Here is a 24,264-nt window from a genome sequence, read left to right as displayed (position 1 = left end):
GATGTCGATTCAGTCGGTTGGTTTAAGTTAAACGCCACCTTATACCTGTCTCATCCGCTTAGCAGAGCCAGCTCTTATTCCCTGAAAGCCCCTCGCAAAAAACTTATTTCCCCTGCGCCTCCAGCCACGCCATCGCCCTCTCCCCTGCCTCGTCCACCGGTAAATAGACCAGCAGCCGCGATCCGTTTCGCGGCGCAGAGTACCAGTACATCTGCTGGAGATGAAAATCCCCCAGCTCGGGATGGGTGAACAGCTTGAGCTGGTTCTCCACGCCGCGCACGTCGTTACGCTGGTGCCACAGGGTTTTGAACTCCTCGGACACCGCAAAAAAACGCGCCAGCTTCGCTTCCCAGAGCGGGTCGCCACGGTGCTCAGCCATTGCCGCGCGGAAATAGGAGACGAAAATCGGCAGCACGTCGTCACGTTTGCCGAGCCGCGCGCGCCACGCCGGATGGGTGAGGAACAGGTAAATACAGTTGCGATCTTCCGGCGGGATAGCGTTGAAATCGACGCCCATCAGGTGTCCGAAGCTGTCGTTCCACGCCACGATATCGAAATTCGGTTTCTGAATACTGGCAGGCTTCGGCATCAGGGTATCCAGCAGGCGACGCGTGCCTTCGCTGATCCCCTCACAGCACACCGCCTGCGGGGCTTCGCCCGGCGGCAAACCGGCAAGCACAAAAAGATGCCGGGCTTCGGTCGGGGTGCATTGCAGCGCTTTTGCAATGGCGGCCATCACCGCGCTGGACGGATTAACGTCCCGGCCCTGTTCCAGCCAGGTGTACCAGGTCACACCGACATCCGCGAGCATCGCTACCTCCTCCCGGCGCAGGCCCGGCGTGCGGCGACGGCCGCTGCGCGGTAAGCCGAGCCGCTGCGGATCGAGGCTTTCGCGCCGGGCACGCAAAAACGCGCCCAGCTGCTTGCGGGTGTCATCCTGGAGAGAGGTGACAGGTTCAGACATCAGCGCCATAACATCTCCTGCATGGTAGTGCCAGTACCAGTATAAGTAAGAACTGGTACCCGTTTATCAGATGGTTGATGCTACGACTCTACGCTGTTTGACGCAATGGAGTCACCATGAATACGTCAGTTGTTTCACCGGGTCGTGCGGGCCTGATATTGCTATTAACCGGCCAGATGCTGCCGCTGATTGATACCTCGATCACCAACGTGGCGCTGGATTCCATCACCCATTCGTTACACGCCACCGCCACCGAACTGGAGCTGATCGTCGCCCTCTACGGCGTGGCCTTTGCCGTCTGTCTGGCCCCCGGCAGCAAGCTGGGCGATAACCTTGGCCGCCGTCGCTTGTTTATGTGGGGCGTGGCGAGTTTTGGCCTGGCCTCGCTGCTGTGCGGCATAGCGGGCAATATCGAACAGTTGCTTGCCGCGCGCATTATCCAGGGCGCGGGCGCCGCGCTGATCATGCCGCAAATTCTCGCGACGTTGCACGTGACGTTAAAAGGAACGGCACACGCCAAAGCGATCAGTCTGTTCGGCGGTATCGGCGGTATTGCGTTTATCGTCGGCCAGATGGGTGGCGGCTGGCTGGTGTCGGCAGACATCGCCGGGCTTGGCTGGCGTAACGCCTTCTTTATCAACGTGCCGATTTGTCTGGTGGTGCTGGCGTTGAGCCGTCGCTACGTACCGGAAACCCGCCGCGACACGCCGTCGCGCATTGACTGGACCGGGACTATCCTGCTGACGGCGATACTGTGCTGTCTGCTGTTCCCGATGGCGCTCGGCCCGCAATGGCACTGGTCGTGGCCGCTGAAGGCCGCGCTGCTGGCGATTGTGCCGCTGGTCTATTTGATGGTGTTAAACGCGCGTAAGAAAGAGCGAGAAGATGCCCACCCGCTCATCGCGCCGCGCCTGTTGCAGCTGCGCAGCATCCGCTTTGGCGTGCTGATCGGGATACTCTTTTTCAGCGTCTGGTCCGGGTTCATGTTCTGTATGGCGCTGACCATGCAAAGCGGTCTGGGGATGGCGCCGTGGCAGTCCGGGAACAGCTTTATCGCACTCGGCGTCACCTATTTTATTTCCGCCTGGTTCGCCCCACGCCTGATTGCCCGCTACAGCACCAGCGCCATCCTGCTGACCGGGCTTGTGATTCAGCTTGTCGGTCTGGTGGCGCTGATCGCCACGTTCCGTCACTGGGGGATGCAGAATACCGCGCTGACGTTGGCCCCGGCCACCGGGCTGGTGGGATACGGGCAGGCGCTGATTGTAAACAGCTTCTACCGTATCGGGATGCGCGATATCCAGCCTGACGACGCGGGGGCCGCGAGCGCGATTTTAAGCACGCTGCAACAGGCTGCGCTGGGGCTTGGCCCGGCCATTTTCGGCGCGATTTTGCTGCACGGGCTGCAAAATCATCACGGAGATTACACCCAGGCAGTCAACGTCTTCCTGATGGTGGAAACGGCCATGATGGGGGTGCTGGCAGTGGCCACGCTGCGTATGCGCCATCGTCTGTGTTTACCGGTCGTCAAGGCCTGTCCGGCGACAAAATAAAACTGCCTGAATTTGCATAATAGATCCGCAGCCGCCATTATGGGGCTGCATCAATACAGGAGACGTTATGCAGGAATTAATTGCTCAGGTTGAAGAGTTAGGGATTGAAATTAATCACACCACCTCTTTAGTGATTATCTTTGGTATTATTTTTCTTACAGCCATTATCGTTCATTTTATTCTGCACAAAGTGGTGCTGCGCGCCTTCGAAAAACGCGCGCAGGCCAGCAGCCATTTATGGTTGCAGATCATTACGCAGAACAAGTTATTTCACCGTCTGGCGTTTACCCTCCAGGGGATAATCGTCAACGTTCAGGCGGTTCTGTGGCTGCAAAAAGGCAGCGAAGCGGCGGAAATGCTCACCACCTGCGCAAAATTGTGGGTGATGGTCTATGCCCTGCTCTCCTTCTTCTCGCTGCTGGATGTGATTTTTAATCTGTCGCAGAAAATGGCCACCGCATCACAGCTGCCGCTGAAGGGGATATTCCAGGGCATCAAGCTGGTGAGCGCCATTCTGGTGGGAATATTAATTATCTCCCTTCTGATCGGTCAGTCACCCGCCATTCTGATAAGCGGCCTGGGTGCGATGGCTGCCGTTCTGATGCTGGTCTTTAAAGACCCGATACTGGGCTTAGTGGCCGGTATTCAGCTCTCCGCCAACGACATGCTGAAGCTCGGGGACTGGCTGGAGATGCCGAAATACGGTGCCAACGGCACGGTGACCGACATCGGCCTGACCACCGTTAAAGTGCGCAACTTCGATAACACCATCACCACCATCCCGACCTGGGCGCTGGTGTCCGACGCGTTCATCAACTGGAGCGGCATGTCAGCCTCCGGTGGTCGCCGCATCAAGCGTAGCCTGAATATCGATACCACCAGCATTCATTTCCTCGATGAGCAGGAGCAGCAGAAACTGATTCAGGCGAAACTACTGAAGCCGTATCTGGCCGCGCGTCATGAGGAAATTAACCTGTGGAATCAGCAGAACGGCGAAGGGGAATCGGTATTAAACCTGCGCAAGATGACCAATATCGGCACCTTCCGTGCCTATCTGAATGAATATCTGCGTAACCACCCGCGTATTCGTAAAGATATGACGCTGATGGTGCGCCAGCTCGCGCCAGATGCCAACGGGCTGCCGATTGAAATATATGCCTTTACCAACACGGTGATTTGGGCAGAATACGAAGATATTCAGGCCGACATCTTCGATCATATTTTCGCGGTGGTGGATGAATTTGGCCTGCGTATTCACCAGTCGCCAACCGGAAACGATATTCGCTCGCTGGCTGGCGTCATCGCCAGATAATCAGGTGCTGGCGCGGGAAATAAAGCGCCAGTCCATCATGACCCTTTCCGTGGGCGCATCCGGGTTGTCGATCTTATTTAACAGCAGATTGACCGCCTTGCGCCCGATATCCCGCGACGGTTGTTCAATGGTGGTGAGAGAAATCATCTCCGCCAGCTCGGTGCCGTCAAAACCCACCACCGCGATATCTTCTGGCACCCGCAGCCCTGCCTGCTGAATGGCGCGCAGCGCCCCCGCCGCCAGCGTATCGGAAACGGCAAACACCGCATCCGGCGGGTTTGCTTTTAACAGATTTTGCATCGCCGCCATGCCCGCACTGGAGCTGAGCTCACTGGCGTACTCCACCGCCTGATAGTCCAGATCCCGCAGGTGTATGACGCTCTTATAGCCGCGTTCGCGCAAACGGGCATATTTGTAGCTCAGGTCGTGGTTGATGAGCGCAATGCGTTTGCGGCCCTCGTCGGCAAGCTGGCTGACAACGTGCTGGGAGGCATCAACATCATTAATCCCCACGCAGGAGACCGCGCCCGCATCGGCGTATTCAGCGCACTGTACCCACGGCGCGTTGCCAATCAGCGCGGCCAGCTCCGGCAGCTTCGAGAACGCATCCATGGTGATAATGCCATCGACGATTTTGCCCGACAGCAGGCTTAAGCCCGAGCGGGAGCGCTCAATATCCGAGCCGGAGTTGCACAGCAGGATGCGGTAGCCGTTCTTTTCCGCCTCGGCTTCGATGCCCTTCACCACTTCGGCACAGAACGGGTTGGCGATGTTCGAGACCATCACCAGGATCATATAGCTGCGGGCGGTGCGCAGCTGACGCGCCAGCAGATTGGGCTGGTAGTTACTCTCCTGGATCGCCTGCAAAACGCGCTCGCGGTTTTTCGCCTTCACGGTATCGCTGTTATTCAGTACGCGAGAGACCGTTGCCACGGATACCCCGGCCAGTTGAGCGATTTTCTGAATTGACATAGCGACGATACATCCTGCGGTTAGCGTTTTGTGCAGGCTACCATAAATTGGTTGCCCGGCGAACCGGGCAATGCGTCAGTATTCCACACGCACCCAGCGCTGCTGCTGATGGCTTTTCACAATCGCATCAAGGATATACATCACACTGGCGCCATCGTGGAAGGTGGCAAACTGCGGATTATCCGGCATCGCTCCCGCCTGCACGGCACGGTAAAACTGCGCCATCATATTTTTAAAGGCATCCGGCCAGCCTTCAATGTGTCCGCCGGGGAAATGGGCGCTGTCGGCCACATCACGGTTCATCAAACCCGGATCGTCGCTGAGCGTCTGGTTTGCCCGGGCGCGATGGCCGATCCACAGCTGCTGCGGGGTTTCCTGATCCCACGCCACCGATTGCTCGCTGCCGTTAATTTCAAAGGTCAGGCGGTTTTTTCGCCCCGCGCTCACCTGCGAGACGCTAAAGCTGCCCTTGCTGCCGTCGTCAAAACGCAACAGCACCGAGCCGAAGTCTTCGGTGGTGACCAGTTTATCTTCATAGTGAGCATGTTCGTCGTGCGTAAACGTCTGATTGCCTGCCACGTTAGCCTTGCGCGTCGGCCAGACGATGGATAAATCAGCCATCACCTCAGTAATGCGCCTGCCGGTGACATACTGCACCGTATCGCACCAGTGGGAGCCGATATCCGCCACCGCCCGCGATGCGCCGCCGAGCGCGGCATCCACCCGCCAGTTGTAGTCGGTTTCCAGCAGCATCCAGTCCTGCAAATAGCTGCCGTGCGAGGCAAACAGCCGCCCGAGGGTGCCCGCGCGCATCATGCTCGCCGCCTGGCGCACCATCGCAAACTGACGATAGACAAAGCTCACGCCATGCACCACGCCCGCCTGCTCTGCCAGCGCCACCAGCTCGCGCGCCTCGTCCGGCGTCATGCACAGCGGCTTTTCGGAAAACACGTGCTTGCCCGCGCGCAGGATCTGGCGGTTAATCTCCGCGTGCAGGTGGTTCGGCGTGCAGTTGTGCACCGCATGCAGATTGGGGTGCGCGAGCAGTTCTTCCACGCTGGCGTAAGCATGCGGCACATTTAGCTGGCGCGCCTTTTCCTGCGCCTTAACGAGCGAACCGTCGCAGAGCGCGACCACCTGCACAAACCCGAGACGCCTGAGCGCCTCGATGTGTGCCGGGCCAATAAACCCGCTGCCGATAATCCCGACGTTAATCATGGCTGCCCCCTGCGGCGAAATCATCAAACGCCCGTCCGGAAACGGGAATAATGTGGCGGCGGATAAATTCGCTGCCTTCACTCGCGCCAGTATCGCCATCCTTCAGACAGCACTCCCACTCCAGCACCGCCCAGCCGTCGTAGTCGTACTGGGTCAGCTTGCTGAAGATGCCCTTAAAGTCGATCTGCCCGTCACCCAGCGAGCGAAAACGTCCGGCGCGGTTGATCCACGGCTGGTAGCCGCCGTAGACGCCGCTGCGCCCGCTGGGGCGGAACTCCGCATCCTTGACATGGAACGCTTTAATGCGCGCATGGTAGAGATCAATAAAGGTCAGGTAATCCATTTGCTGAAGCAGCATGTGGCTCGGGTCGTAGAGTATGTTGCAGCGCGGATGGTTATCCACCAGCGCCAGAAAACGCTCGAAGGTTACGCCGTCGTGCAGATCTTCCCCCGGATGCAGCTCAAAGCAGACGTCCACGCCCTGCTCGTCGAAGGTATCCAGTATCGGCCGCCAGCGGGTTGCCAGCGCCTCGAACGCCTCCTGAAAACGCTGCTCGTTGTGCGGCGGCCACGGATAGAAAAAAGGCCAGGCCAGCGAGCCGGAGAAGGTGGCGTGCGCTTTCAGCCCTAATCGGGCCGAGGCGACCGCCGCCTGCTTCAGTTTTTCCGTCGCCCACGCCTGACGCGCCGCATCGTTACCGCGCACGGATGCGGGTGCGAAGTGGTCAAACGCCTCGCTGTAAACCGGGTTCACCGCCACAAGCTGCCCTTCCAGATGGGTCGACAGCTCGCTGATGACCAGCCCGTGCGCGGCCAGCTTTGCGGTGATGTCGTCGCAGTAGGCCTGACTCTCTGCGGCTTTCTCCACATCAAAGATATGCGGATGGTTGCAGGGGATCTGCACCGCTTTGTAACCCTTCGACGCCGCCCATTCTGCCAGCCCGTCGAGCGTGTTGAAGGGCGCTTCCCCGCCAATAAACTGCGACAGAAAAATGCCCGGTCCTTTCATTGTCCTCATACCACCTCCAGAACATTACGCCTTGTCATCGTCATACTTAAACGTGAGAAGGAAAATCAGCGCGATCGCCGCGGCAGCCACCGCCGGGATCCACCAGAATGTAACCCACGCCTGCGGCACGGTCTGCCCTGCCACCAGGCGGTTGTAAAGCGCCCCTGAAATCTGCGAGCCGAGCAGCATGCCGATGCCGTAGGTAAACATCACGATCATGCTCTGCGCCTGGCCTTTGACCTTTTCTCCCGCCACGCGGTCGGTGTAGATAAAGCCGACGACAAAGAAGAAATCGTAGCAGACGCCGTGCAGCAGAATGCCCAGATACAGCAGAATGCGCCCCTCCTCGCTGACGCCCAGCGCGAACATGGCATAACGCACGAACCACGCCAGCATGCCGATCAGCAGCATATATTTCACGCCCAGGCGGCGGAACAGCAGCGGAATAACCAGCATGAAGACGATCTCAGACATCTGCCCGAAGGACATGGCGGTGCTGACGTCGGCAATGCCGGCATCCGCCAGATACGAGGCGGTGTAGGCGTAATAGGTGCCGAGCGGGACGGAGATCAGCATTGCGCAGACGGAGAAGACGAAGAAGTGGCGGGTTTTGAGCAGCGCGAAGGCGTCCGCGCAGAAGAGATCGCGCACCTTCACAGGCAGGCCTTTCGCCGGTGCAGGCGTGTGCGGCAGCGTCAGGCTATAGAGCGCCAGCAGCACGGAGCTGACCGCCGCTACCTGGAAGATGGTCACGCTGGACGCCACGCCGGTGACGCCAATAAAAATGCCCGCCACGATCCAGCCGATGGTGCCAAACACGCGCACCACCGGGAAGGTTTTATCCACGTTTGCCAGGCTGTGGAACGCGATGTTGTTGGTGAGCGCCAGCGTTGGCATGTAGCAGAGCGTGTAGCCAAACAGAAGGCCAATCAGCAGCGCGCCGTTCTCAGCAATCAGCGCCCCCGGCACGAACCAGAGGATCGCCGCGCCCGCGAGGTGCATCGCCGCCATCACCTTCTGTGAAGCGAAGAAGCGGTCCACCAGCATCCCGAGCACGAACGGCGAAAGAATGGAGGCGATGGGCCCGGCTGAGAACGCGTCGCCAATCAGCAGTGACATGTTGTGCCGGGTCATCACCAGGCCAAGCGTGACCGACCAGCTACCCCAGATAAAAAATTGCAGAAACATCATCAGCGACAGACGCGGCACCAGCAGCCGGTGCTGCGTTATCGCCTTTTCACTACTCTCAGTTGACACCATGATAAGCCTCACCCGGAAAAAGTAATCGATTACAAATTAGTTCAAATGAAAAGTAATCGATTACAAAACAAAGATCCTGTGGATCGAAACAGAATTGGGAGAGGGGTCACGATAATGGTGAAGCGGAGGTGCCGGGTGGCGGCTTCGCCTTACCCGGCCTACTAAATAACGTCCCCGAACATGTAGGCCCGGTAAGCGCAGCGCCACCGGGCGTGAAGGCGGGCAGTGTGGTGCGGTCTGGTGCCCTCACCCCGGCCCTCTCCCACAGGGAGAGGGGGCAAACACTAAAAACGGCAACCAGGTTGCCGTTTTGCTTTTACCTTCGAGAGAGTTTAAACGCAACAAACAGGAACACCACCCACACCGGCAGCAGCATCGCTGACAGGCGCATCTCATCCATGGTGCACATCAGCACCAGAATCAGGCCGAGGAAGGCGATACAGATGTAGTTCCCCGCCGGATAGAGCAGCGCCTTGAACTGCGTCTCGCGCCCCTTGCGGCGCATCGCGGCGCGAAAGCGCAGGTGCGCCAGGCAGATCATGATCCAGTTCAGCAGCAGCGTGGCGACAACCAGCGCCATCAGCAGGCCAAACGCCTCTTTCGGCAGCAGATAGTTGATCAGCACCACCAGCGAGGTGATAGCGCCCGAAAGGAACAACGAATTGATCGGCACGCCGCGACGGCTGACGCGGGTAAGGAACTTCGGCGCGTTGCCCTGTACGGAGAGGCCAAACAACATGCGGCTGTTGGAGTAAACCCCGCTGTTGTACACCGACAAAGACGCCACCAGAATGACGAAGTTCAGCGCGGAAGCCACCACGTTGCTGTTCAGGTCATGGAAGATCATCACGAACGGGCTGCTGTCAGATTTTACTTCCACCCACGGATAGAGCGCCAGCAGCACCACCAGCGAGCCGATATAGAACAGCAGGATACGGTACACCACCTGGTTGACCGCTTTCGGAATGCTTTTGTGCGGATCGCGCGCTTCGGCAGCGGTGATGCCAATCAGCTCCAGACCGCCAAAGGAGAACATAATGACCGCCAGCGAGAGGATCAGCCCTTTCCAGCCAGTCGCCAGGAAGCCGCCGTGCTGCCACAGGTTGTCGATCGATGCACGCTCGCCGCCGTGGCCGGAGAACAGCAGCCACAGGCCAAAGCCGATCATGCCGATAATCGCCAGCACCTTGATCAGCGCAAACCAGAACTCGGTCTCGCCATACAGGCGCACGTTCACAAGGTTAACGGCGTTAATGATGAAGAAGAAGGCCGCCGCCCAGATCCACGTCGGGACATCCGGCAGCCAGTACTGCATATAGATGCCTGCGGCGGTCAGCTCCGCCATGCCCACCAGCACAAACATCACCCAGTAGTTCCAGCCGGAGAGGAAGCCTGCGAACGGACCCCAGTATTTATAGGCAAAATGCGCGAAGGAGCCGGACACCGGCTCTTCAACAACCATCTCGCCGAGCTGGCGCATGATCAGGAAGGCGATAATCCCTGCGAGAGCGTAACCCAGCAGAACCGCCGGGCCAGCCATTTGAATGGCGGGGCCGATGCCGAGAAACAGCCCGGTACCGATCGCGCCGCCAAGGGCAATTAACTGAATATGTCGATTTTGCAAACCACGTTGCAGCGTCGGACTCTGATCCGACGAAGCTTCAGCGCTACCATGGCCTGAAGCGGATGACGCGTCTTTCACGCCCTACCCCTGTCTCTTTTTTAGAAGGGGCACGTTTTAACACTTCATGCTGGTGGTAGCAAGCTTAACGCCGGGCCAGCGCATGCGCCCGGCGGATAAACGTCACGACCCGATGATCCCGCCGTCTGCTTTGACGATCACCACCGTTGACGATCGCGGACGCCCGTTCGGGCTCGCGTCTGGCCAGCTGGAAACAGCGCGAGGGTTGGCCGGGTCGGTAATATCATCCCCACCCTCCCCCGGATGCTGAATGTTGATAAACAGCGTCCGGTTGTCTGGCGTAAACGCAATGCCGGTGATTTCGCACCCGCGCGGCCCGGTCAGGAATCGGCGATACTCGTTGGTGCCTGGAATGGTAGCCACCATCTGGTTATTGCCCATCCCCTCGTACGCTTTCTTATTGATGGTGCTGGAGGAGACATCGGTCTGGATCCACAGGACGCCCTGGTGGTCAAACGACAGGCCGTCCGGGCTGCCAAATTCCGCGCCCTGCATCGAGCCTTTGGCCTTCGGATCGTCGCCGTCGGTGCGCCCGGCCATGACCAGAATATCCCACTTAAAGCGTGCGGCGGCAGGATCGGCCCCCTCTTCGAGCCAGTGCATAATATGCCCGTACACGTTGTTGGCGCGCGGGTTAGCGGCGTCGACCGGTGCCTTGCCCTCTTTCCCGCGATCGCTGTTGTTGGTGAGCGTACAGTAGACGCTGCCGCTGGCGTGCGGATCGACGGCTATCCACTCGGGGCGATCCATCTTCGTTGCCCCCGCCACGTCGGCCGCCAGACGGGTTTTAATCAGCAGATCGCCCTGGCTTGCAAAACCGTTGCTTTTATCCAGGCCATTTTGCCCGAAGACAAGCGGCAGCCAGTCGCCGCTGCCGTTTTCGTTGAACCTGGCGACGTACAGCGTGCCGGACGTCAGCAGCTGCATATTGGCTTCGCGGTTCGCGGGATCGTATTTTTTATCCGAAACAAATTTATAGATGTACTCAAACTTTTGGTCGTCACCCATATAAACCACCACGCGATTATCGGCGGCGAGCGTGACGGCTGCCCCCTCATGCTTGAAGCGGCCCAGCGCGGTGTGCTTGCTCGGGGTGGAGGTCGGGTTGTAGGGATCGATTTCCACGACCCAGCCGAAACGGTTGGGTTCGTTAGGGGTTTTATCGACGCTGAACCGCTCATCCACCTCGTTCCAGCGGTACGATTCATCGCTGTCGCTAATGCCGTAGCGTTTTTCCAGCGGGTTGAGATCGGCTTTTTTCACAAATATGTCCGACCAGTTCTCCTCGCAGGTGAGATAGGTCCCCCACGGCGTGTGGCCGTTGGCGCAGTTCTGCATGGTGCCCAGAACGCGTTCCCCCTGCGGATCAGCGGCGGTTTTCATTAAGTCCTGATGCCGCGCCGGGCCGGTAAGCTGCATCGGCGTATTGACGGTAATACGGCGGGCGAACGAAGACGGACGCACTACCTCCCAGCCGCTGCCCGTTTTTTTCACTTCCACCACCGACACGCCCATCGCGTTCTGCCCCTTGCGGGCTTTGTCGAGGCTCCAGTTCGCCGTACCGTCCGTAAACAGCATTCCGTTGTCGATGTATTCATGGTTCAGCGCCAGCAGGCCATGCTCCGGGCTTTGCCCCCCCTGCGGCAGGCTAAACCACGCCATGCCGTCGTGGTGCATGCCCGCCTGCACGGCCTGTTCGTCTGTGGTATTGCTGGCGTCCGGTTTAAACGCCGGCATGTTGTTTTTGATGCCTGTCGGATCGCCCCAGCGATAGAACGGGCGGGCAATATAACCTTCCGGCACCCTGACCGTATCTTCCGTGGAGACGTCGATGCTGGTAAAGCCCAGGGAAACCGCTTTTGCCAGCGCGGACGGTTTTGAGACCGCGGCAATCGCATTTTCGGGTGTGATCAGATACGGGAATGATACGGCTGCCCCCGCTACGGCCCCCATCTGGAGAAAACGGCGGCGGGAGAGGAACACCTCTGCCACCTCGGAGAATACCGGGTTAGCGCTGCGGTTACTGATATCGTCGCGATGTTCTTTTTTAAATACGGATTTGAGGGGTCTGCCCATAGCGGCTTCCTGTCATTGGCCAAGAGGTAAGGATGTGGCGACCAGTGTAAGAAGCTTTTATTACAATTTTATAACACGACAACGAAGGGATTGGGGCGTCCCTGCCCCGGATAACGAGGTGGAACGCTTAGAACTCGTAGCCAACCGAGACCTTAAAGGTACGCGGCTCGCCCTGAGTGATGTAAGTACCGGAATCATCCACGCTTGACCAGTAGTTCTCGTTGGTCACGTTGTCGATGCCTGCTCGCACGGTCATCTGGTTTTCATTGTGGTTCACCGCGAAGCGATAGCGCATACCCAGATCCAGCGTGGTGTAGCTGTCCAGCTTTTTGGTGTTCGCAAGATCGGCATACTGCGTGCCGGAGTGGTTAACGCGCGCGGTCGCCGTCAGGCCCTCAATCGGCTTGATATCGTATTCTGCGCCCAGCACGGCGTAGAAGTTCGGAATACCGATCGCGTCGTTCCCCTGGTTCACGCCGTTTTTAGTTTTGGTCAGCTCGGCCTGAAGCCAGGTGGCGCTGGCGTTCAGACGCATCCCGAGCGTTGGCTCGCCGAAAACGTTCAGCTCCACGCCACGGTTACGCTGTTCAGCGTCCAGGCCGTAGTGGCCGCTGTCGTCGAGGATGGCCGACGGCATTTTGATCTCAAACAGTGCCAGGGAGCCGCCCACGCGGCCAAAGTCCGCCTTTACACCCACTTCGTTCTGCTTAGAGTGCACGATACCGGTGCTCTGGCCGTAGTTGTTTGCTGAGCGAGGCGCGGTTTCACCGGGCTGTAACGCCTCGGTGTGGTTGGCGTAGAGGGAAATTTCCTCCCACGGCTTATAGACCACGCCGTAGGTTGGCATCCAGCGGCTACCGTCAAAACCGTCCGCGTCGTTTTCCGCACCGGTAATTTTGTTGTACCCGCGAATCACCACTTTCTGATGGCGTGCGCCTGCGGTAAACAGCAGTTTGTCGTCCAGCACGCCCAGGGTATCGCTCAACAGCCAGCCCTGCGTGCGGGTGCGCCCACTGGTCAGCGGATCGCTGTATTTGCCGCCTGAGCCGCTGAAGTTGCTGCTGTCCGGCATATCAACGCCAGTGTTGTGGTAGATGTTGGTGGTCGGGTTATCCGCCGCGGCAGACATTTTCCACGCGATTTTTTCGTTTTTGGTCATCGCCGAATACCCGACATTCACCTTGTGCGAGACGAAGCCGGTCATGAAGTTACCGCGAATGCCCGCCATGCCGCTGACGGAATCGCTGATGCGGTTGGTATCAAGGCGGCTGACCGTCGCATTACCGCTTTTATCCATCAGCTTCGGGGCGCTGTAGATCCCCTCTTCGTGCGCGTGCTGTGCGCCGAGGCCGGTATAGGCCGTCCAGCTATCGGTGATGTCGTACTCGCTGCGCCACATGCCGAATTCGTTTTCGATATCGCTGTAGGCCCACTTCTGCGAGAAGTTGCGATCGTTCTTCGGTGGTTCAGGCACGAAGTCCACCGCCGAGATGTTGACGCTGGTCGGGCTGCCGTGGAAGGTTTTTTTCTGATAGCCCAGGTCCAGCGAGGTGCGGAAACGGTCACCTTTGTAATCCAGACCGGTGGAGAGCAGCGTGGTGCGGCGGCGGTCGTTCGGCACGCCGGTTTCGCCTTCACGATGCACAAGGTTCACCCGCGCGCCGAACTGGTCGTTATCGCCAAAGCGACGCCCCGCATCCAGCGTGGTGCCAATCTGGGAATCCGAGGTGTAGTCGACGCCCACTTTCGCCTGTGGGATGTCGCCCGCGTGTTTTGGCTCAAGGTTGATCATCCCGCCCACGCCCGAGCTGGCCGCGCCGTTCATCAGGGAGTTGGCCCCTTTGAAGATCTCGATGCGGTCAACCATCTGGGCATCCACCACCTGACGCGGCAGTACGCCGGACAATCCGCCAAAGGTCATATCGTCGCCGTCAAACTTCAGGCCGCGGATACGGAAGGTTTCCGCGCTGTTGCCGTACCCCTGAACGAACTGCACGCCCGCGTCGTTAGCGACCACGTCAGCAATGGTTTTCGCCTGCTGATCTTCCACCAGCTTCGAGGTGTAGCTAATGATGTTGAACGGCACGTCCATGGCGTTCTGCTGCCCGAGCATCCCCATACGTCCGCCGTTAGCCACCTGGCCGTCGAGGAAGGCCGGAAGCAGTTGGTCACCGCCGGGTTTGAAATCACTCCCCGCCGTGGACTGGACCACGATGGTGTCCTCTTTTTTCTCTTCCGCCGCAAAGGCGGAGTGTGTAACCGCGCCGATGGCAATCGCCAGCAGCGTTTTGTGCATTGTGGTGTTGTTCATAATGAGCTCTTAACGTGCGCGCAAAAATGGCCCGTTGTCGGGCCTTAGTATTTATCAAATGAAATGCAAATGAGAACTATACGCATTATATATACGTAATCAAGCGTCAACGAGGAGCACTGCGCGAGAAGAGGTTAAAAACGATGTGGGGGAGAAGTACGGCGCACAACCACCCCCAGACAGGGGTGGTTGCTAAAGCATTATTTTTTCTTGTAAATATCGGCGGTGCCGTGAATTTTGTTGTTTGTATTACCGGAAGTCAGCACCAGTACATCAGCACCTTCTTTATCGGCCTTTTCGACCAGCTCTTTTTTCGCATCGTCGACAGAGACTTCGTTAGCCGTGCTCACGGTACCGATTTTTTCGTACTGAGACTCAACTTTTTCGAATTCGTTTTTTGTCATCATTTCAGCCGCAAAGGCGTTGGTGGTAAACAGAAACGCGGTGCCCAACAAAATAGCAGTCGTTTTTTTCATAAACTTTTTCCTTAAGATTAATGAGCAACTACGAAAAGCCCCCACGCGAAACGGTGAGGTGTAATGAGCATGGTAGAGGATTGGCGAAAATGCCATATACCAGGGAAAATTCTTTTATAACAGTCTGTTGTCCTGCATGAATAAAGGGTTTAAGCGGTATTTGAACGCGCCAGATACTTCCTCTGGACGATTTTATGGTGTCGTCTGATTTTTTTTGCGATCAGGCGTTTTTCCCAACGCCGGTGGGATTCAATGGGAATACCAATGCGCAGGCTGGCCGTCACGTTGTCTTCAACAATCCTTTTCGCGTTACAACGCTTCCCGGACAGATCGATGATCCTTATTCCTTTTTCACTCAGGATGAAGTTCCCGCCGTGCGCATCGCCGGAAATGATTTTCAGATTGTGCATTTTCTGCATACTGTGTCGGATTTCACGCTTTATGTCCGGCGTGATCGCGGGAAGAACGCGTAACTCCGGACCGGGGACATACTCAAACAACATGAGCGAGATTTTTGCGAATCTGAAAATCCGGCGTTCAGCCAGGAGATAAAAATCATTCGGGAAGGTATGACCTTGCCTGCCAGCATAGTCGATCCGCTCAATCAAATTTTCGTTGGGGTTGGGCGTAAAAAACGATTTGAAAAATTTTTCTAACCTTTTTTTCCTGGGGGAGTAAATCTTTAATACAAACTGTCCGTAGGGGGTATTCAGTAAAGAGACGTGGGTATGCGGAAGGCTTTTAAATACCATCTGAACGCTGAGTCGTTTTACATTACAGGACAATATATCGTCCAGTATTTCCAGGTATCGTGTATCGTTATTTTTATAACAGACGTGAAAACCACGGTATTTCATTTTTGTAATCATAATAATGTGCTTAGTATGATTTTTCCACGGTGGTATTAGAACCCGTTGTGATGATACGAACTTTGTCGCCAGGGTTAAATGTCAAACCATTATTGTGCTGCACCACCTGAATAGTCTGCCCGGATTGAGTCTTGATAAGTAACTTCACTTCCTGTGCTGCCAATTCGTTAGACTGCCGGTTATGAGAAGCCGCCGCCCCGGCTGTTGCACCGGCTACCGTCATGGCGGTTTTCCCTTTGCCGTTACCGAACTGGTGACCCACTACGCCACCAATCGTGCCCGCGGTTAAGGTACGCAGCGGATGATACCCTTCTCGGGTATGCGTAATAATTTGGCTCTGCAGAACCGTGCCATCCTCCACCAGCGATCGGATGCCAGCGTAACTCGCCGGACTGGTGATAGCCAGAAAGCTCAACGCGATGAGTAAATATTTTTTCATTTTAAGCCTTTATTATTCATTGAAGGTGACACTATTCTGCCCGGCGAAAAATCATCTCCTTTAGCTAAATATGCTTTACCAGGCAAATAATTTATTTTTACACAAAACGACCATAAATTTAAAAATAAACAATTTAAAACTGGAAAGGTATATTGACTTCAATTGTCAATAACGTGTTTTCCAGATACATTGTCAGAGTATTTGATTCAGACGAAGCAATATCCATTGCACAATTCTCAATAATTACCAATCATCGTTATTAAAATAATGGTCCCTGTCCATACAGGGAAAACATCAGGAGTTATATTATGAAAAAAGTCATTCTCGCTCTGGCTTTCACTGCGGCATCATTTTCTGCATTTGCAAATCATCCGGTAGCCCGTGCGACTGCCGTCGCCTCCGCCGATCATCCTGTTGCCGTTGCGGCGGCCACCGGTGAAGGTAACCATCCTGTCGCCCGCACCACGGCGGTGGTATCTGCCGATCACCCTGTCGCCGTCGCAGCCGCAACAGACGGTAGTTATCATCCCGTCGCCCGTGCAACTGTGGTCGCTAACGCTGACCATCCGGTCGCCGCCGCGGCCGTTACAGGGCACTAATGGCGCTCTCCCCCGGCAAGGAAGTTGGGGGAAAAGTCAATGTGTCGTATGACCCTGGAAGGCCAGTTATTAAAGGTAATGAAAACACGATTCAGGCTGGTCAGGAACGGCTGAGTGCCGGAGGGTTAATGGCACGCCCTGTAGGATTCGAACCTACGACCTACGGCTTAGAAGGCCGTTGCTCTATCCAACTGAGCTAAGGGCGCACGGAGAAGAGTGTACTTCGCGGTGGTGAAACGCCTGGAATTATACGGTCAATGCGTAGTGAGTCAATGCCTTTTCCACCTTCTCTGCCGTTAATGACTAGCTGATTGTAAATACGGCTGTTTTTTCAACATTTATCCCTCTTTTACGGGCTGCGAAAAGGCTTAGCCGCTTTTAAGTAACGCCTGCTGTTTTCCTGTTTACTTCCCCTTCACACTGTCCTGCGGTATCCCGGCCGCCTGGAGGCTGGAAATGAACAGGACGACGGAGTGACAGCGTCAGACCAGACAGGTTTCCCCTCGTGCGTGCAGCACATCTCACACGACATTACAGGCATCAAGCTTGAACCCATTGTCGCCCTCTCCTCTTCGCGCACGGTAGGGGCTGAAGTGCTCAGCGTGCTGTCACCGCATCAACAAAGCGAAGGCTTTTTTCATGACTGGTCCGCCGCCCGGGCGCTTATGCTGCTGGAAGCACAGATCGCTGCTTTAAAAAAACCCTTTCCCTGCGACAACCTTTTCATAAATTTGCCGATAACCATTCTGACCATACCGGAAATGTTCCAGCGTTTACTGCAACTTAACAGCCCACCGCTGAACATTGAACTCGTGGAGCCTGCTTCCTTCTTTTCTCTCTCAGACCCGGCACGTCTGAGGGTGAGTTGTGCGCTTCAGCAGTTGACGGCGCAAGGACATCGGATCTGGTTGGATGACATTGATGAAGCGTCAGGGCGCGCGTTTTTGTCCTGCCGCATGCCGTTAAGCGGAATAAAAATCGATAAGATCGCTTTCTGGCGTTTACGTGCAACGCCAGCGCTGGCAAACCTGGTCACGCTTTGTTCAAAAATTGCTGAAAATGTACTCATAGAAGGCATTGAAACAGAAACGGACCGTAAGTTTGCGCTTCAGGCTGGCGCGCGCTTCGGTCAGGGATATTATTGGCCATCCTGGAGATGGCAGGAGGACTGAACGGTCATCGCCAAGAGGGAAGCTATGCGAATGACAGTACGCCGTTACCGGCGTCGTCGGACAGGAAGTGATTCACCGGGTTCAACGCACTCGCCTTTTGCTCTCCCATTTTTTGATCGTCTCGAATATTTGAGCCAGTCAATCAACCAGACCCGCAAAACCGATGCTCCCTTTATCGTCCTGGTCACACAGGATAACTTTTTCCGTTCCGGTTTTCTGAGCGGGCACTCTCCCCTGAGCAATTGCTGTGACTATTCCACCCTGGAAGCCGCCCTCAGCGATCTGAATCAGTGGCCTTCATCACGTCTGGTGGTAGATGTAGAAAGCCGCGCCTCGCCGCTTATTGACCTGCTGGACCGATTACGACGCCACAGCCTGTTCGCCCCCTACCTGACACCCTACCTGCTCATTCGCGCCGATGATTACGATACACGCCTGTTTTGCAAAGCGGCTGGCCCTTTTCATGTGCTTGAACGGCAACTTACGCCGCGGGCTTTGCAACAAACCTTGCTGGAAGCGCCGTCACCCGCCGGCCACCGGAAAGAGTGGTTTTCACGTGATGAATGGCCGATCCTGCAGGCGCTGTCGCAGGGTAGCACCCTGCGACAGATTGCTCAGTTACAGAACCGCCCCTATAGCCGCATTATTTACCGTCTCAGCTGCATCCTGGCGAAACTTGGGCTGAATCATCGTCATGAGTTGCTACATCTTCTCAACAACCTTTCAGATTTCACGTATTAACGTATTCAGTAACCCCTTAATTCCTAAAGACCTTTAAGAAAATACTTAGGACATATGTTAATTTTTTGTGTTTTTTAACAAAACTTTCGATTTTATAACTATTCCTAATTCTTCATCTTAAACCATGCGAAATGCTGCCTGTACGCTAAACGATAGTCATTTTATCCATGCGTTAAGTTTCTGACGCTTCCGTTAACAGGATGATAATGGTGTAAAAACAAGCGATTTATCTGTGAATAAAAGCGATGAGAGGTGAAGAAAACAGCAGATAGTGCTGTTTTGACGAAGGGATCATCCTCCTGGCCTGAGGCGTTAGAAATGAGGCGATGACGCGCTAAAGAGCGGACATCAGAGGTAGCGGACAGGCGGAAAACACTTTGTCACGACCTGCGTATTGTTAACATTTGATCAACATACAGTAAGATCGTTTATTTTTTGTTATTACATAAAGATGAAACTGTGTGGTAAATGCAATATCAGGACATTTTTGCTAATTTTAAAAAGTTAGCGATTCAGATACAGAAGATAATAATCATCAATATATGGACATTAATTTACAGGCTTTTCGGACAATACTTAAACGGTATAATAAGACGTGTTTGACACGCGAATAAGAAAAATCATTTTGCCATAACAGCCTTATGAGATAACTGCGCTCAGGCATTGATATCACCACTACGTAAACAAGGATGCTTTCGCTCTTCCCAGGGATCTACCGTACAAGGATCTGCGTAATTATCCTTCCGGCTTTTAGAGAGTTTTAACAAAACTCAGCATAACGCTTTTAACAATCTGAGGCATAAAAAATGAAACCGGCATCCGTTATCATTATGGACGAACACCCTATCGTCAGAATGTCGATAGAAGTCCTGCTACAGAAAAATAAAAACATCCAGGTCAAACTGAAGTCAGGCGACAGCCACGAAGTGCTTGACTGTATACGCAACCACCCCATCGACCTGGTCATTCTCGATATCGAAATGACAGGCACGGACGGCTTCGTATTATTGAAAAGAATCAGAAACTTAAATAAAGATATTAAGATTCTCTTCCTCTCTTCGAAATCTGAAGCCTTCTACGCAGGGCGCGCCATCCGCGCCGGGGCAAATGGTTTTGTCAGTAAGCGGAAAGATCTGGGGGAAATTTATAACGCGGTGGAAATGATACTGACGGGCTATTCTTTTTTCCCGTCAGAAACATTGAGTTTTATAAACCATATAGGCTCCCGGACAGGCGCCGCTGTGGATATGCCATTATCGAATCGTGAAGTGACGGTTCTGCGATATCTGGCGAACGGATTATCTAATAAGGAGATTGCGGATCAATTATTACTTAGCAACAAAACAATTAGCGCCCATAAGTCTAATATCTTTTCCAAGCTGGGCGTACAAAGTATCGTTGAATTAATTGATTACGCGAAAGCGCACGAATTACTGTAATCCTTCCCTCTCCCTGCAACATATAACCGTTACAGGGAGAGGGGATACGATTAATTATAATTAATCATGAAAGTTGCATCGGCATCAGCCCGGCCCGGCTGCGGGTTATCCGCCGTGGCGATATAATTGGCATAAAACGACAGTTCGGCATTTCCCTGCGCATCCACTGACACCGTCTGGCTGGCCTGCTGCAACGCGAGGCGCGTTTTATCCCGGTCGAGGATCTCCACGGCCACGTTACTGGCCGCGCTGGCATCATTCAGCGCCAGCAGGCTGTTATCATGCCCGTCCATCTTCCCCGTAAATGTGATCGAAGCCGCCCCCGGCGGGCATCCGGTCAGCTTCAGGGTGAACGGTACAGGCTGCGTCCGGCTTCCCGTTGTGCGGAGCTGTTTCGTGGGCCAGGTGCCGAGCGTGACGGTTTTATTGCTGTCGTCCCCCTCCGCCACGCAGGTAAAGTCCACTATATTGCCGTAAAGCTGAATGTTAATTTCCCCAAGCGCCGTCTCTGCGTGCGCAGGGGAGCAAAGCGCAAAGAGCGCGACGGCTATATACCGCATTCCGTTTCGCATACCTGCTCCTTAGTCATAGTCGACGCGTAAATAGCCGCGAGAGGTAAAACGCCCCTCGGCAGGTTTTTTACCGGTCACGCTGACGGGCCACGCGCGGATCCCCACCTGTGCCTGTGCGCTATCGTCCAGACGGAACGGGATTTTGCTGGTCAGGTTGTTCGGCGTCAGCGGCACACCATTACTGTTGGCAATCACAAAACCCACATCCGCGTTATCAGAGACCAGCGTACTGCCTGAAACCTTCTCCGCTTCAACACGCATTGTGAGCATGGCGTTCGCCTCGACGTTGGTGCATTTTATGCCGATGGTTTTGCTTTGCGCTGAGATCCCTTCCGGCTTATTTCCGATGCCCGCTTTACTGAACAGAGAGGCGCCGATGTCTCCGAAATCGAACTCCACCACATTTCCGGCATTAATCTCACAGCTCTGAGGCACCTGAATGGTCCCGCTGTAGCTGATGGTATAAACCGGCGTGGTGAGCGGATCCGTGGAGGTCGTGGTGACGTAAACCCGGAACATGATTGCCCGGGGGATCACCACCATATTGATAAAGCGTCGGGTCACCTTAAGCCGAAAGACGAGGCTGGAATCCTGTACACCAAACGGTTTGTTTTTAGACACGTTCGGATGGCTCCCCATCTGAATGTACTTTCTGGGTGGATAGAACGTGCCAGCGTAGCTGTCGGTGATTTTCATCGCCCCGTCCAGATAGTCGTTTAGCTTCAGATACTGGTAGCCATCGCTGGTGCCTGTGACCGGGAATTCGGTCACATAGCTACGCTTGGTGGTGTTCCCGGACGTTCCCTTAGGGCAGACGGCGTTGACGCCCACCCACTGGGACTTCTCGCTGAGTGTAACAATCTGCCCCACCTGGTTATTGGAGCTGTTGAATTTATCCGTCAGGTCGTAATACACCTCCGTCGGCACGCCATTTTCATTGACGCAGACGGTGGCGAACGCCTCAGATAGCGGCAAAAATGCCAGAAGGGATAGCCCCAGATAATGGATTTTATTCACAGCGGATCCCCTTAAGTGTGATCGCCTGTTGCAGGCTCTGTTCTGGCAGGCTGTAGGGCGCACGACACTGGGACTGCTTCCCGTCTCCCCACTGAATCAGCAGTTCCCCGCTCAGCGGCAGCCCGCTCAGGTAAATCTGACCGTCATCTCCCACCATGCTGGTTACGCCGCTCTGCGTCTCACGCACCACCGCCCCAAACGGCACAGGCTGGTTATCACGCTTCACGGTGAGCAACGCACGCACGCCGATGCGGGTGTCAAAACTGGCGCGCACCAGCGCACCGTTCGTCGGCACGACGCTGGAAACGTTATTTTCAATGTCGGTGTTGTTGCTCATGGTGTTAGTGTCGAGCGCCACGCGGTTGTAACGGTACACCGTGGCGTACGGCATCACCGCATAGCCACGCCAGTCTGTTTTGACGCCGGTCTGGTTTTCGACGCTCACGCCTGACGCGCCCGGCGCTTTGATCAAGACGTTGGTATCGCCCAGCGGCTGACTGAATGTGATGCCGTCTGAATGCCCTACCACGCCGCCGGAGAGCTGCCAGTTGAGGTCGTGCTGATCCCGCGTGTAGTTGTAGCCCACGCCCAGCGTACCGTACGTTGCCTGCCAGTTAGCGCTGGCGCTGCCGCTGGCACCGTTATTGCTGGTGTGACCCTGCGTGACGCTGTAGTTCAGGTTACGATCCTGGAGCAGCGTTCCGCTGATCCCGGTCTGCCAGCTGGTATCACCGTCGCTGTTGCGGCTGGCTGAGGCCGTGGCATAGGCCCGGTCGATCGCGTTATCGCGACGGTAGCCGTGACGGGTGAACAGGCTGAACGGGACGGAGACGTTAAACGAGGCGATCCGGTCAGTTCCTTCAATGCCGACGGCCTTGTTCCATGACCAGGATAAGGCGTAGCTGATCCCGTTCACCCCGCCGGCGTAGCCGAGCTGATACCAGACGTTGGACTCGCTGGTGCCCCAGTAACTTTGCTGGCTGCCCGACACGTACACCGAGCCGTAATCGCCAAGAGACTGGGAGATATTGAGCTGGAAACGTCCTTTTTTATTCAGCGTCAGGTTGTGATAGCTCTGCACGTCCGGCACGCCGTCATCGTCCTGATCGTCGCCATACTGGTAGCCTTCCATTGTGCGCCAGGCCACATCGTCGAGGGTGTAGAAGCCTTTGGTCGAGTAGCGATAGCCCAGCAGCTGGAAGTTGGTGCCGAATCCGTTAAGGGATTTTGCGTACAGGAACCGCAGGGACTGCCCTTCATGGCGGCTGTCATCGGCAAGCTGGCTGCGGGCATGGGTGAGGTCAAGTGACACCGCCCCCCAGTCACCGAGGTTTTTACCCGCGCCAATGGCGATGGCGGTATAGCGCGAGGCCAGCTGCGTTCCGCCGTACAGCGTGTAGCCGTCGGCAAGACCCGCAATCATCGTACCCTGAGTAAAGAACGGCGTGTCCTGCTCGCTGTTGCCGCTGCGATAGTCCCCTGCCACCAGATCGTATTTCCAGCGTCCTTCACGCTGAAGCAACGGAACGGTGGAATACGGGACGGTGTAGCGCTGCTGGCTGCCGTCCTTCTCTTCCACCGTCACCTCCAGGTCACCGCTTGAGGAGGTCGGGTTAAGGTCAGTTATCGCAAAAGCCCCCGGCTGCACATAGCTCTGGTAAATCACGTATCCGTTCTGGCGGATCACCACTTTGGCAGGGGTGCGGGCGATTCCGCGTACGGTAGGCGCGTAGCCTTGCAGGCTGTCCGGATACATGCTGTCGGACGAATAGAGCCGACCACCGCGAAAACCGACGCTGTCGAAGACATCGTTACCGGTGTTGCTGTCGCCGAGCACCAGCTCGCTTTTTAGCGGAATGACCGTACGCTGCGCCCAGGTGCCAATATTTTGCCAGCTGCTGTGCCGCTTGCCGTTGCTTTCGGTATAACGCCACGCGCCGTTATTGCGTAATCGCCAGGCGCCATAGTTCAACCCGCTTTGCAGGTTCAGATAGTAGCTGTCGTCGTCGCTGCCCCGGTTGCCGGTGAAGCTGTAGTTCAGCAGCGCGGCGGGGATGCCTTCATCCCACTGTTCAGGCGGAATATACCCGCGGGCGCTGTTTTGCATCGCCACCTGAGGCAGACTGACGTTAAGGCGCAACGAGGCGAAGTTGAACGCCGTTTCGCTGCCCGGAATAGCCGTGGTGAGCGGAACGCAGGTCTCGCCCTGCACGCTGCTCAGTTCCGGGAAGGCGGCGATATTGACGCCAAAGCGATCGAGCATCGCGCGCGTAATGCACGGCGACAAACCGCCCGCGACCGGCGGCGTGTTGTCGGCTTGCTCAAACCGCACGTCCTGGGTGCCGATAAACTCATCGTTACGCCAGATATCGACGCGATAGACGCCCGGTGCCTGCTGGTGGCCTTTCTCAAAACGCGACAAATCCGCCACGTTCGCCGCGTCATCGGAGAGAAACGCCGGGTTAAAGTAGCTTTCGCCCCAGCCAGCGTGTGGCCAGAGCGTTGCCATCAGTGCCAGCGCAACCGGGCAGTAACGCCATTGAGTGTTCATCGCCCTGTCTCT

General features: G+C 55.9%; 20 protein-coding genes and 1 tRNA gene. 6 read left to right on the top strand and 15 right to left on the bottom strand.

What is annotated here, in order from left to right; genetic code table 11:
* Positions 1–103: 103 nt before the first annotated feature.
* Positions 104–973: a helix-turn-helix transcriptional regulator gene (locus tag L2Y28_RS05385; protein ID WP_022647328.1), complete on the bottom strand. Its 870-nt coding sequence runs from the start codon at positions 971–973 to the stop codon at positions 104–106.
* Between the two features lie 107 nt (positions 974–1,080).
* Between L2Y28_RS05385 and L2Y28_RS05380 the strand changes: the two genes are divergently transcribed.
* Together L2Y28_RS05380 and L2Y28_RS05375 are read left to right on the top strand one after the other, a co-directional pair.
* On the top strand, positions 1,081–2,517 hold the full coding sequence (locus tag L2Y28_RS05380; RefSeq protein ID WP_022647327.1) for an MFS transporter: 1,437 nt from the start codon (positions 1,081–1,083) through the stop codon (positions 2,515–2,517).
* A 67-nt stretch (positions 2,518–2,584) separates the two neighbouring features.
* The gene (locus tag L2Y28_RS05375) at positions 2,585–3,829 is read left to right on the top strand and encodes a mechanosensitive ion channel family protein (protein WP_022647326.1); all 1,245 of its coding nucleotides are present in this window, start codon (positions 2,585–2,587) and stop codon (positions 3,827–3,829) included.
* Here the strand turns inward: L2Y28_RS05375 and L2Y28_RS05370 are convergent, their stop codons facing one another.
* The 10 genes from L2Y28_RS05370 to L2Y28_RS05325 form a co-directional block, all read right to left on the bottom strand.
* Complete coding sequence (locus tag L2Y28_RS05370; protein WP_022647325.1) at positions 3,830–4,801, bottom strand: LacI family DNA-binding transcriptional regulator; 972 nt, start codon at positions 4,799–4,801, stop codon at positions 3,830–3,832.
* Between the two features lie 75 nt (positions 4,802–4,876).
* On the bottom strand, positions 4,877–6,019 hold the full coding sequence (locus L2Y28_RS05365; protein WP_032621636.1) for a Gfo/Idh/MocA family protein: 1,143 nt from the start codon (positions 6,017–6,019) through the stop codon (positions 4,877–4,879).
* Complete coding sequence (locus tag L2Y28_RS05360; protein ID WP_022647323.1) at positions 6,012–7,037, bottom strand: sugar phosphate isomerase/epimerase; 1,026 nt, start codon at positions 7,035–7,037, stop codon at positions 6,012–6,014. The genes L2Y28_RS05365 and L2Y28_RS05360 overlap by 8 nt, the downstream gene beginning before the upstream one ends.
* A 15-nt stretch (positions 7,038–7,052) precedes the next feature.
* The gene (locus L2Y28_RS05355) at positions 7,053–8,288 is read right to left on the bottom strand and encodes an MFS transporter (protein WP_022647322.1); all 1,236 of its coding nucleotides are present in this window, start codon (positions 8,286–8,288) and stop codon (positions 7,053–7,055) included.
* A 316-nt stretch (positions 8,289–8,604) separates the two neighbouring features.
* Positions 8,605–9,990 (bottom strand): phenylalanine transporter, encoded by a 1,386-nt coding sequence (gene pheP / locus L2Y28_RS05350; protein WP_022647321.1) that lies wholly within the window; start codon positions 9,988–9,990, stop codon positions 8,605–8,607.
* A gap of 102 nt (positions 9,991–10,092) precedes the next feature.
* Complete coding sequence (locus L2Y28_RS05345; protein WP_022647320.1) at positions 10,093–12,066, bottom strand: PhoX family phosphatase; 1,974 nt, start codon at positions 12,064–12,066, stop codon at positions 10,093–10,095.
* Positions 12,067–12,193: 127 nt separating this feature from the next.
* The gene (locus L2Y28_RS05340; RefSeq protein ID WP_022647319.1) at positions 12,194–14,377 is read right to left on the bottom strand and encodes a TonB-dependent siderophore receptor; all 2,184 of its coding nucleotides are present in this window, start codon (positions 14,375–14,377) and stop codon (positions 12,194–12,196) included.
* Positions 14,378–14,577: 200 nt separating this feature from the next.
* Positions 14,578–14,853, bottom strand: a complete 276-nt coding sequence (yahO, locus tag L2Y28_RS05335) for a DUF1471 family periplasmic protein YahO (RefSeq protein ID WP_022647318.1) — start codon at positions 14,851–14,853, stop codon at positions 14,578–14,580.
* 149 nt (positions 14,854–15,002) lie between these two features.
* The gene (locus L2Y28_RS05330; RefSeq protein ID WP_022647317.1) at positions 15,003–15,722 is read right to left on the bottom strand and encodes a lipopolysaccharide core heptose(II) kinase RfaY; all 720 of its coding nucleotides are present in this window, start codon (positions 15,720–15,722) and stop codon (positions 15,003–15,005) included.
* A gap of 10 nt (positions 15,723–15,732) precedes the next feature.
* Positions 15,733–16,161, bottom strand: a complete 429-nt coding sequence (locus tag L2Y28_RS05325) for a glycine zipper 2TM domain-containing protein (protein WP_022647316.1) — start codon at positions 16,159–16,161, stop codon at positions 15,733–15,735.
* Between the two features lie 308 nt (positions 16,162–16,469).
* Here L2Y28_RS05325 and L2Y28_RS05320 point away from each other — a divergent pair, with 308 nt between their 5' ends.
* Positions 16,470–16,760 (top strand): hypothetical protein, encoded by a 291-nt coding sequence (locus L2Y28_RS05320; protein WP_022647314.1) that lies wholly within the window; start codon positions 16,470–16,472, stop codon positions 16,758–16,760.
* 129 nt (positions 16,761–16,889) lie between these two features.
* Here L2Y28_RS05320 and L2Y28_RS05315 read toward each other — a convergent pair.
* Positions 16,890–16,966: transfer RNA gene (locus L2Y28_RS05315), tRNA-Arg, on the bottom strand.
* A 303-nt stretch (positions 16,967–17,269) separates the two neighbouring features.
* Here L2Y28_RS05315 and L2Y28_RS05310 point away from each other — a divergent pair.
* The 3 genes from L2Y28_RS05310 to fimZ all read left to right on the top strand — a co-directional run bounded on the left by L2Y28_RS05310 (position 17,270) and on the right by fimZ (position 20,112).
* Positions 17,270–17,932 carry an EAL domain-containing protein gene (locus tag L2Y28_RS05310; protein WP_032621633.1) on the top strand — a complete coding sequence of 221 codons (663 nt, stop codon included), beginning with the start codon at positions 17,270–17,272 and terminating at the stop codon, positions 17,930–17,932.
* Positions 17,933–17,956: 24 nt separating this feature from the next.
* Positions 17,957–18,673, top strand: coding sequence for a response regulator transcription factor (locus L2Y28_RS05305; protein ID WP_022647312.1), 717 nt, complete (start codon positions 17,957–17,959; stop codon positions 18,671–18,673).
* Positions 18,674–19,479: 806 nt separating this feature from the next.
* Positions 19,480–20,112, top strand: a complete 633-nt coding sequence (fimZ, locus tag L2Y28_RS05300) for a fimbria biosynthesis transcriptional regulator FimZ (RefSeq protein WP_022647311.1) — start codon at positions 19,480–19,482, stop codon at positions 20,110–20,112.
* A 50-nt stretch (positions 20,113–20,162) separates the two neighbouring features.
* On the opposite strand, the gene sfmF is transcribed toward fimZ, so the two are convergent.
* The 3 genes from sfmF to L2Y28_RS05285 are packed head-to-tail and all read right to left on the bottom strand — an operon-like array spanning position 20,163 to position 24,252.
* A complete protein-coding gene (gene sfmF, locus L2Y28_RS05295; RefSeq protein ID WP_022647310.1) occupies positions 20,163–20,684 on the bottom strand; it encodes a fimbria assembly protein in 522 nt (173 codons plus the stop codon).
* Positions 20,685–20,693: 9 nt separating this feature from the next.
* Positions 20,694–21,701: a type 1 fimbria D-mannose specific adhesin FimH gene (gene fimH / locus L2Y28_RS05290; RefSeq protein ID WP_022647309.1), complete on the bottom strand. Its 1,008-nt coding sequence runs from the start codon at positions 21,699–21,701 to the stop codon at positions 20,694–20,696.
* On the bottom strand, positions 21,694–24,252 hold the full coding sequence (locus L2Y28_RS05285; RefSeq protein WP_022647308.1) for a fimbrial biogenesis usher protein: 2,559 nt from the start codon (positions 24,250–24,252) through the stop codon (positions 21,694–21,696). Before L2Y28_RS05285 ends, fimH begins: the two co-directional genes overlap by 8 nt.
* Between the last annotated feature and the right edge of the window lie 12 nt (positions 24,253–24,264).

Origin of the sequence: Enterobacter sp. JH25 (genome assembly GCF_021725435.1) — a bacterium.
Lineage (GTDB): Bacteria > Pseudomonadota > Gammaproteobacteria > Enterobacterales > Enterobacteriaceae > Enterobacter > Enterobacter intestinihominis.
This window is presented reverse-complemented; position numbering and strand designations above follow the sequence as displayed.

What these genes read in the sequence shown, in the direction of transcription:
- L2Y28_RS05385 (WP_022647328.1), bottom strand. Translation starts at nt 973, where the DNA reads ATGGCGCTGATGTCTGAACCTGTCACCTCTCTCCAGGATGACACCCGC.
- L2Y28_RS05380 (WP_022647327.1), top strand. Translation starts at nt 1,081, where the DNA reads ATGAATACGTCAGTTGTTTCACCGGGTCGTGCGGGCCTGATATTGCTA.
- L2Y28_RS05375 (WP_022647326.1), top strand. Translation starts at nt 2,585, where the DNA reads ATGCAGGAATTAATTGCTCAGGTTGAAGAGTTAGGGATTGAAATTAAT.
- L2Y28_RS05370 (WP_022647325.1), bottom strand. Translation starts at nt 4,801, where the DNA reads ATGTCAATTCAGAAAATCGCTCAACTGGCCGGGGTATCCGTGGCAACG.
- L2Y28_RS05365 (WP_032621636.1), bottom strand. Translation starts at nt 6,019, where the DNA reads ATGATTAACGTCGGGATTATCGGCAGCGGGTTTATTGGCCCGGCACAC.
- L2Y28_RS05360 (WP_022647323.1), bottom strand. Translation starts at nt 7,037, where the DNA reads ATGAGGACAATGAAAGGACCGGGCATTTTTCTGTCGCAGTTTATTGGC.
- L2Y28_RS05355 (WP_022647322.1), bottom strand. Translation starts at nt 8,288, where the DNA reads ATGGTGTCAACTGAGAGTAGTGAAAAGGCGATAACGCAGCACCGGCTG.
- L2Y28_RS05345 (WP_022647320.1), bottom strand. Translation starts at nt 12,066, where the DNA reads ATGGGCAGACCCCTCAAATCCGTATTTAAAAAAGAACATCGCGACGAT.
- L2Y28_RS05340 (WP_022647319.1), bottom strand. Translation starts at nt 14,377, where the DNA reads ATGAACAACACCACAATGCACAAAACGCTGCTGGCGATTGCCATCGGC.
- yahO (WP_022647318.1), bottom strand. Translation starts at nt 14,853, where the DNA reads ATGAAAAAAACGACTGCTATTTTGTTGGGCACCGCGTTTCTGTTTACC.
- L2Y28_RS05330 (WP_022647317.1), bottom strand. Translation starts at nt 15,722, where the DNA reads ATGATTACAAAAATGAAATACCGTGGTTTTCACGTCTGTTATAAAAAT.
- L2Y28_RS05325 (WP_022647316.1), bottom strand. Translation starts at nt 16,161, where the DNA reads ATGAAAAAATATTTACTCATCGCGTTGAGCTTTCTGGCTATCACCAGT.
- L2Y28_RS05320 (WP_022647314.1), top strand. Translation starts at nt 16,470, where the DNA reads ATGAAAAAAGTCATTCTCGCTCTGGCTTTCACTGCGGCATCATTTTCT.
- L2Y28_RS05305 (WP_022647312.1), top strand. Translation starts at nt 17,957, where the DNA reads ATGCGAATGACAGTACGCCGTTACCGGCGTCGTCGGACAGGAAGTGAT.
- fimZ (WP_022647311.1), top strand. Translation starts at nt 19,480, where the DNA reads ATGAAACCGGCATCCGTTATCATTATGGACGAACACCCTATCGTCAGA.
- sfmF (WP_022647310.1), bottom strand. Translation starts at nt 20,684, where the DNA reads ATGCGAAACGGAATGCGGTATATAGCCGTCGCGCTCTTTGCGCTTTGC.
- L2Y28_RS05285 (WP_022647308.1), bottom strand. Translation starts at nt 24,252, where the DNA reads ATGAACACTCAATGGCGTTACTGCCCGGTTGCGCTGGCACTGATGGCA.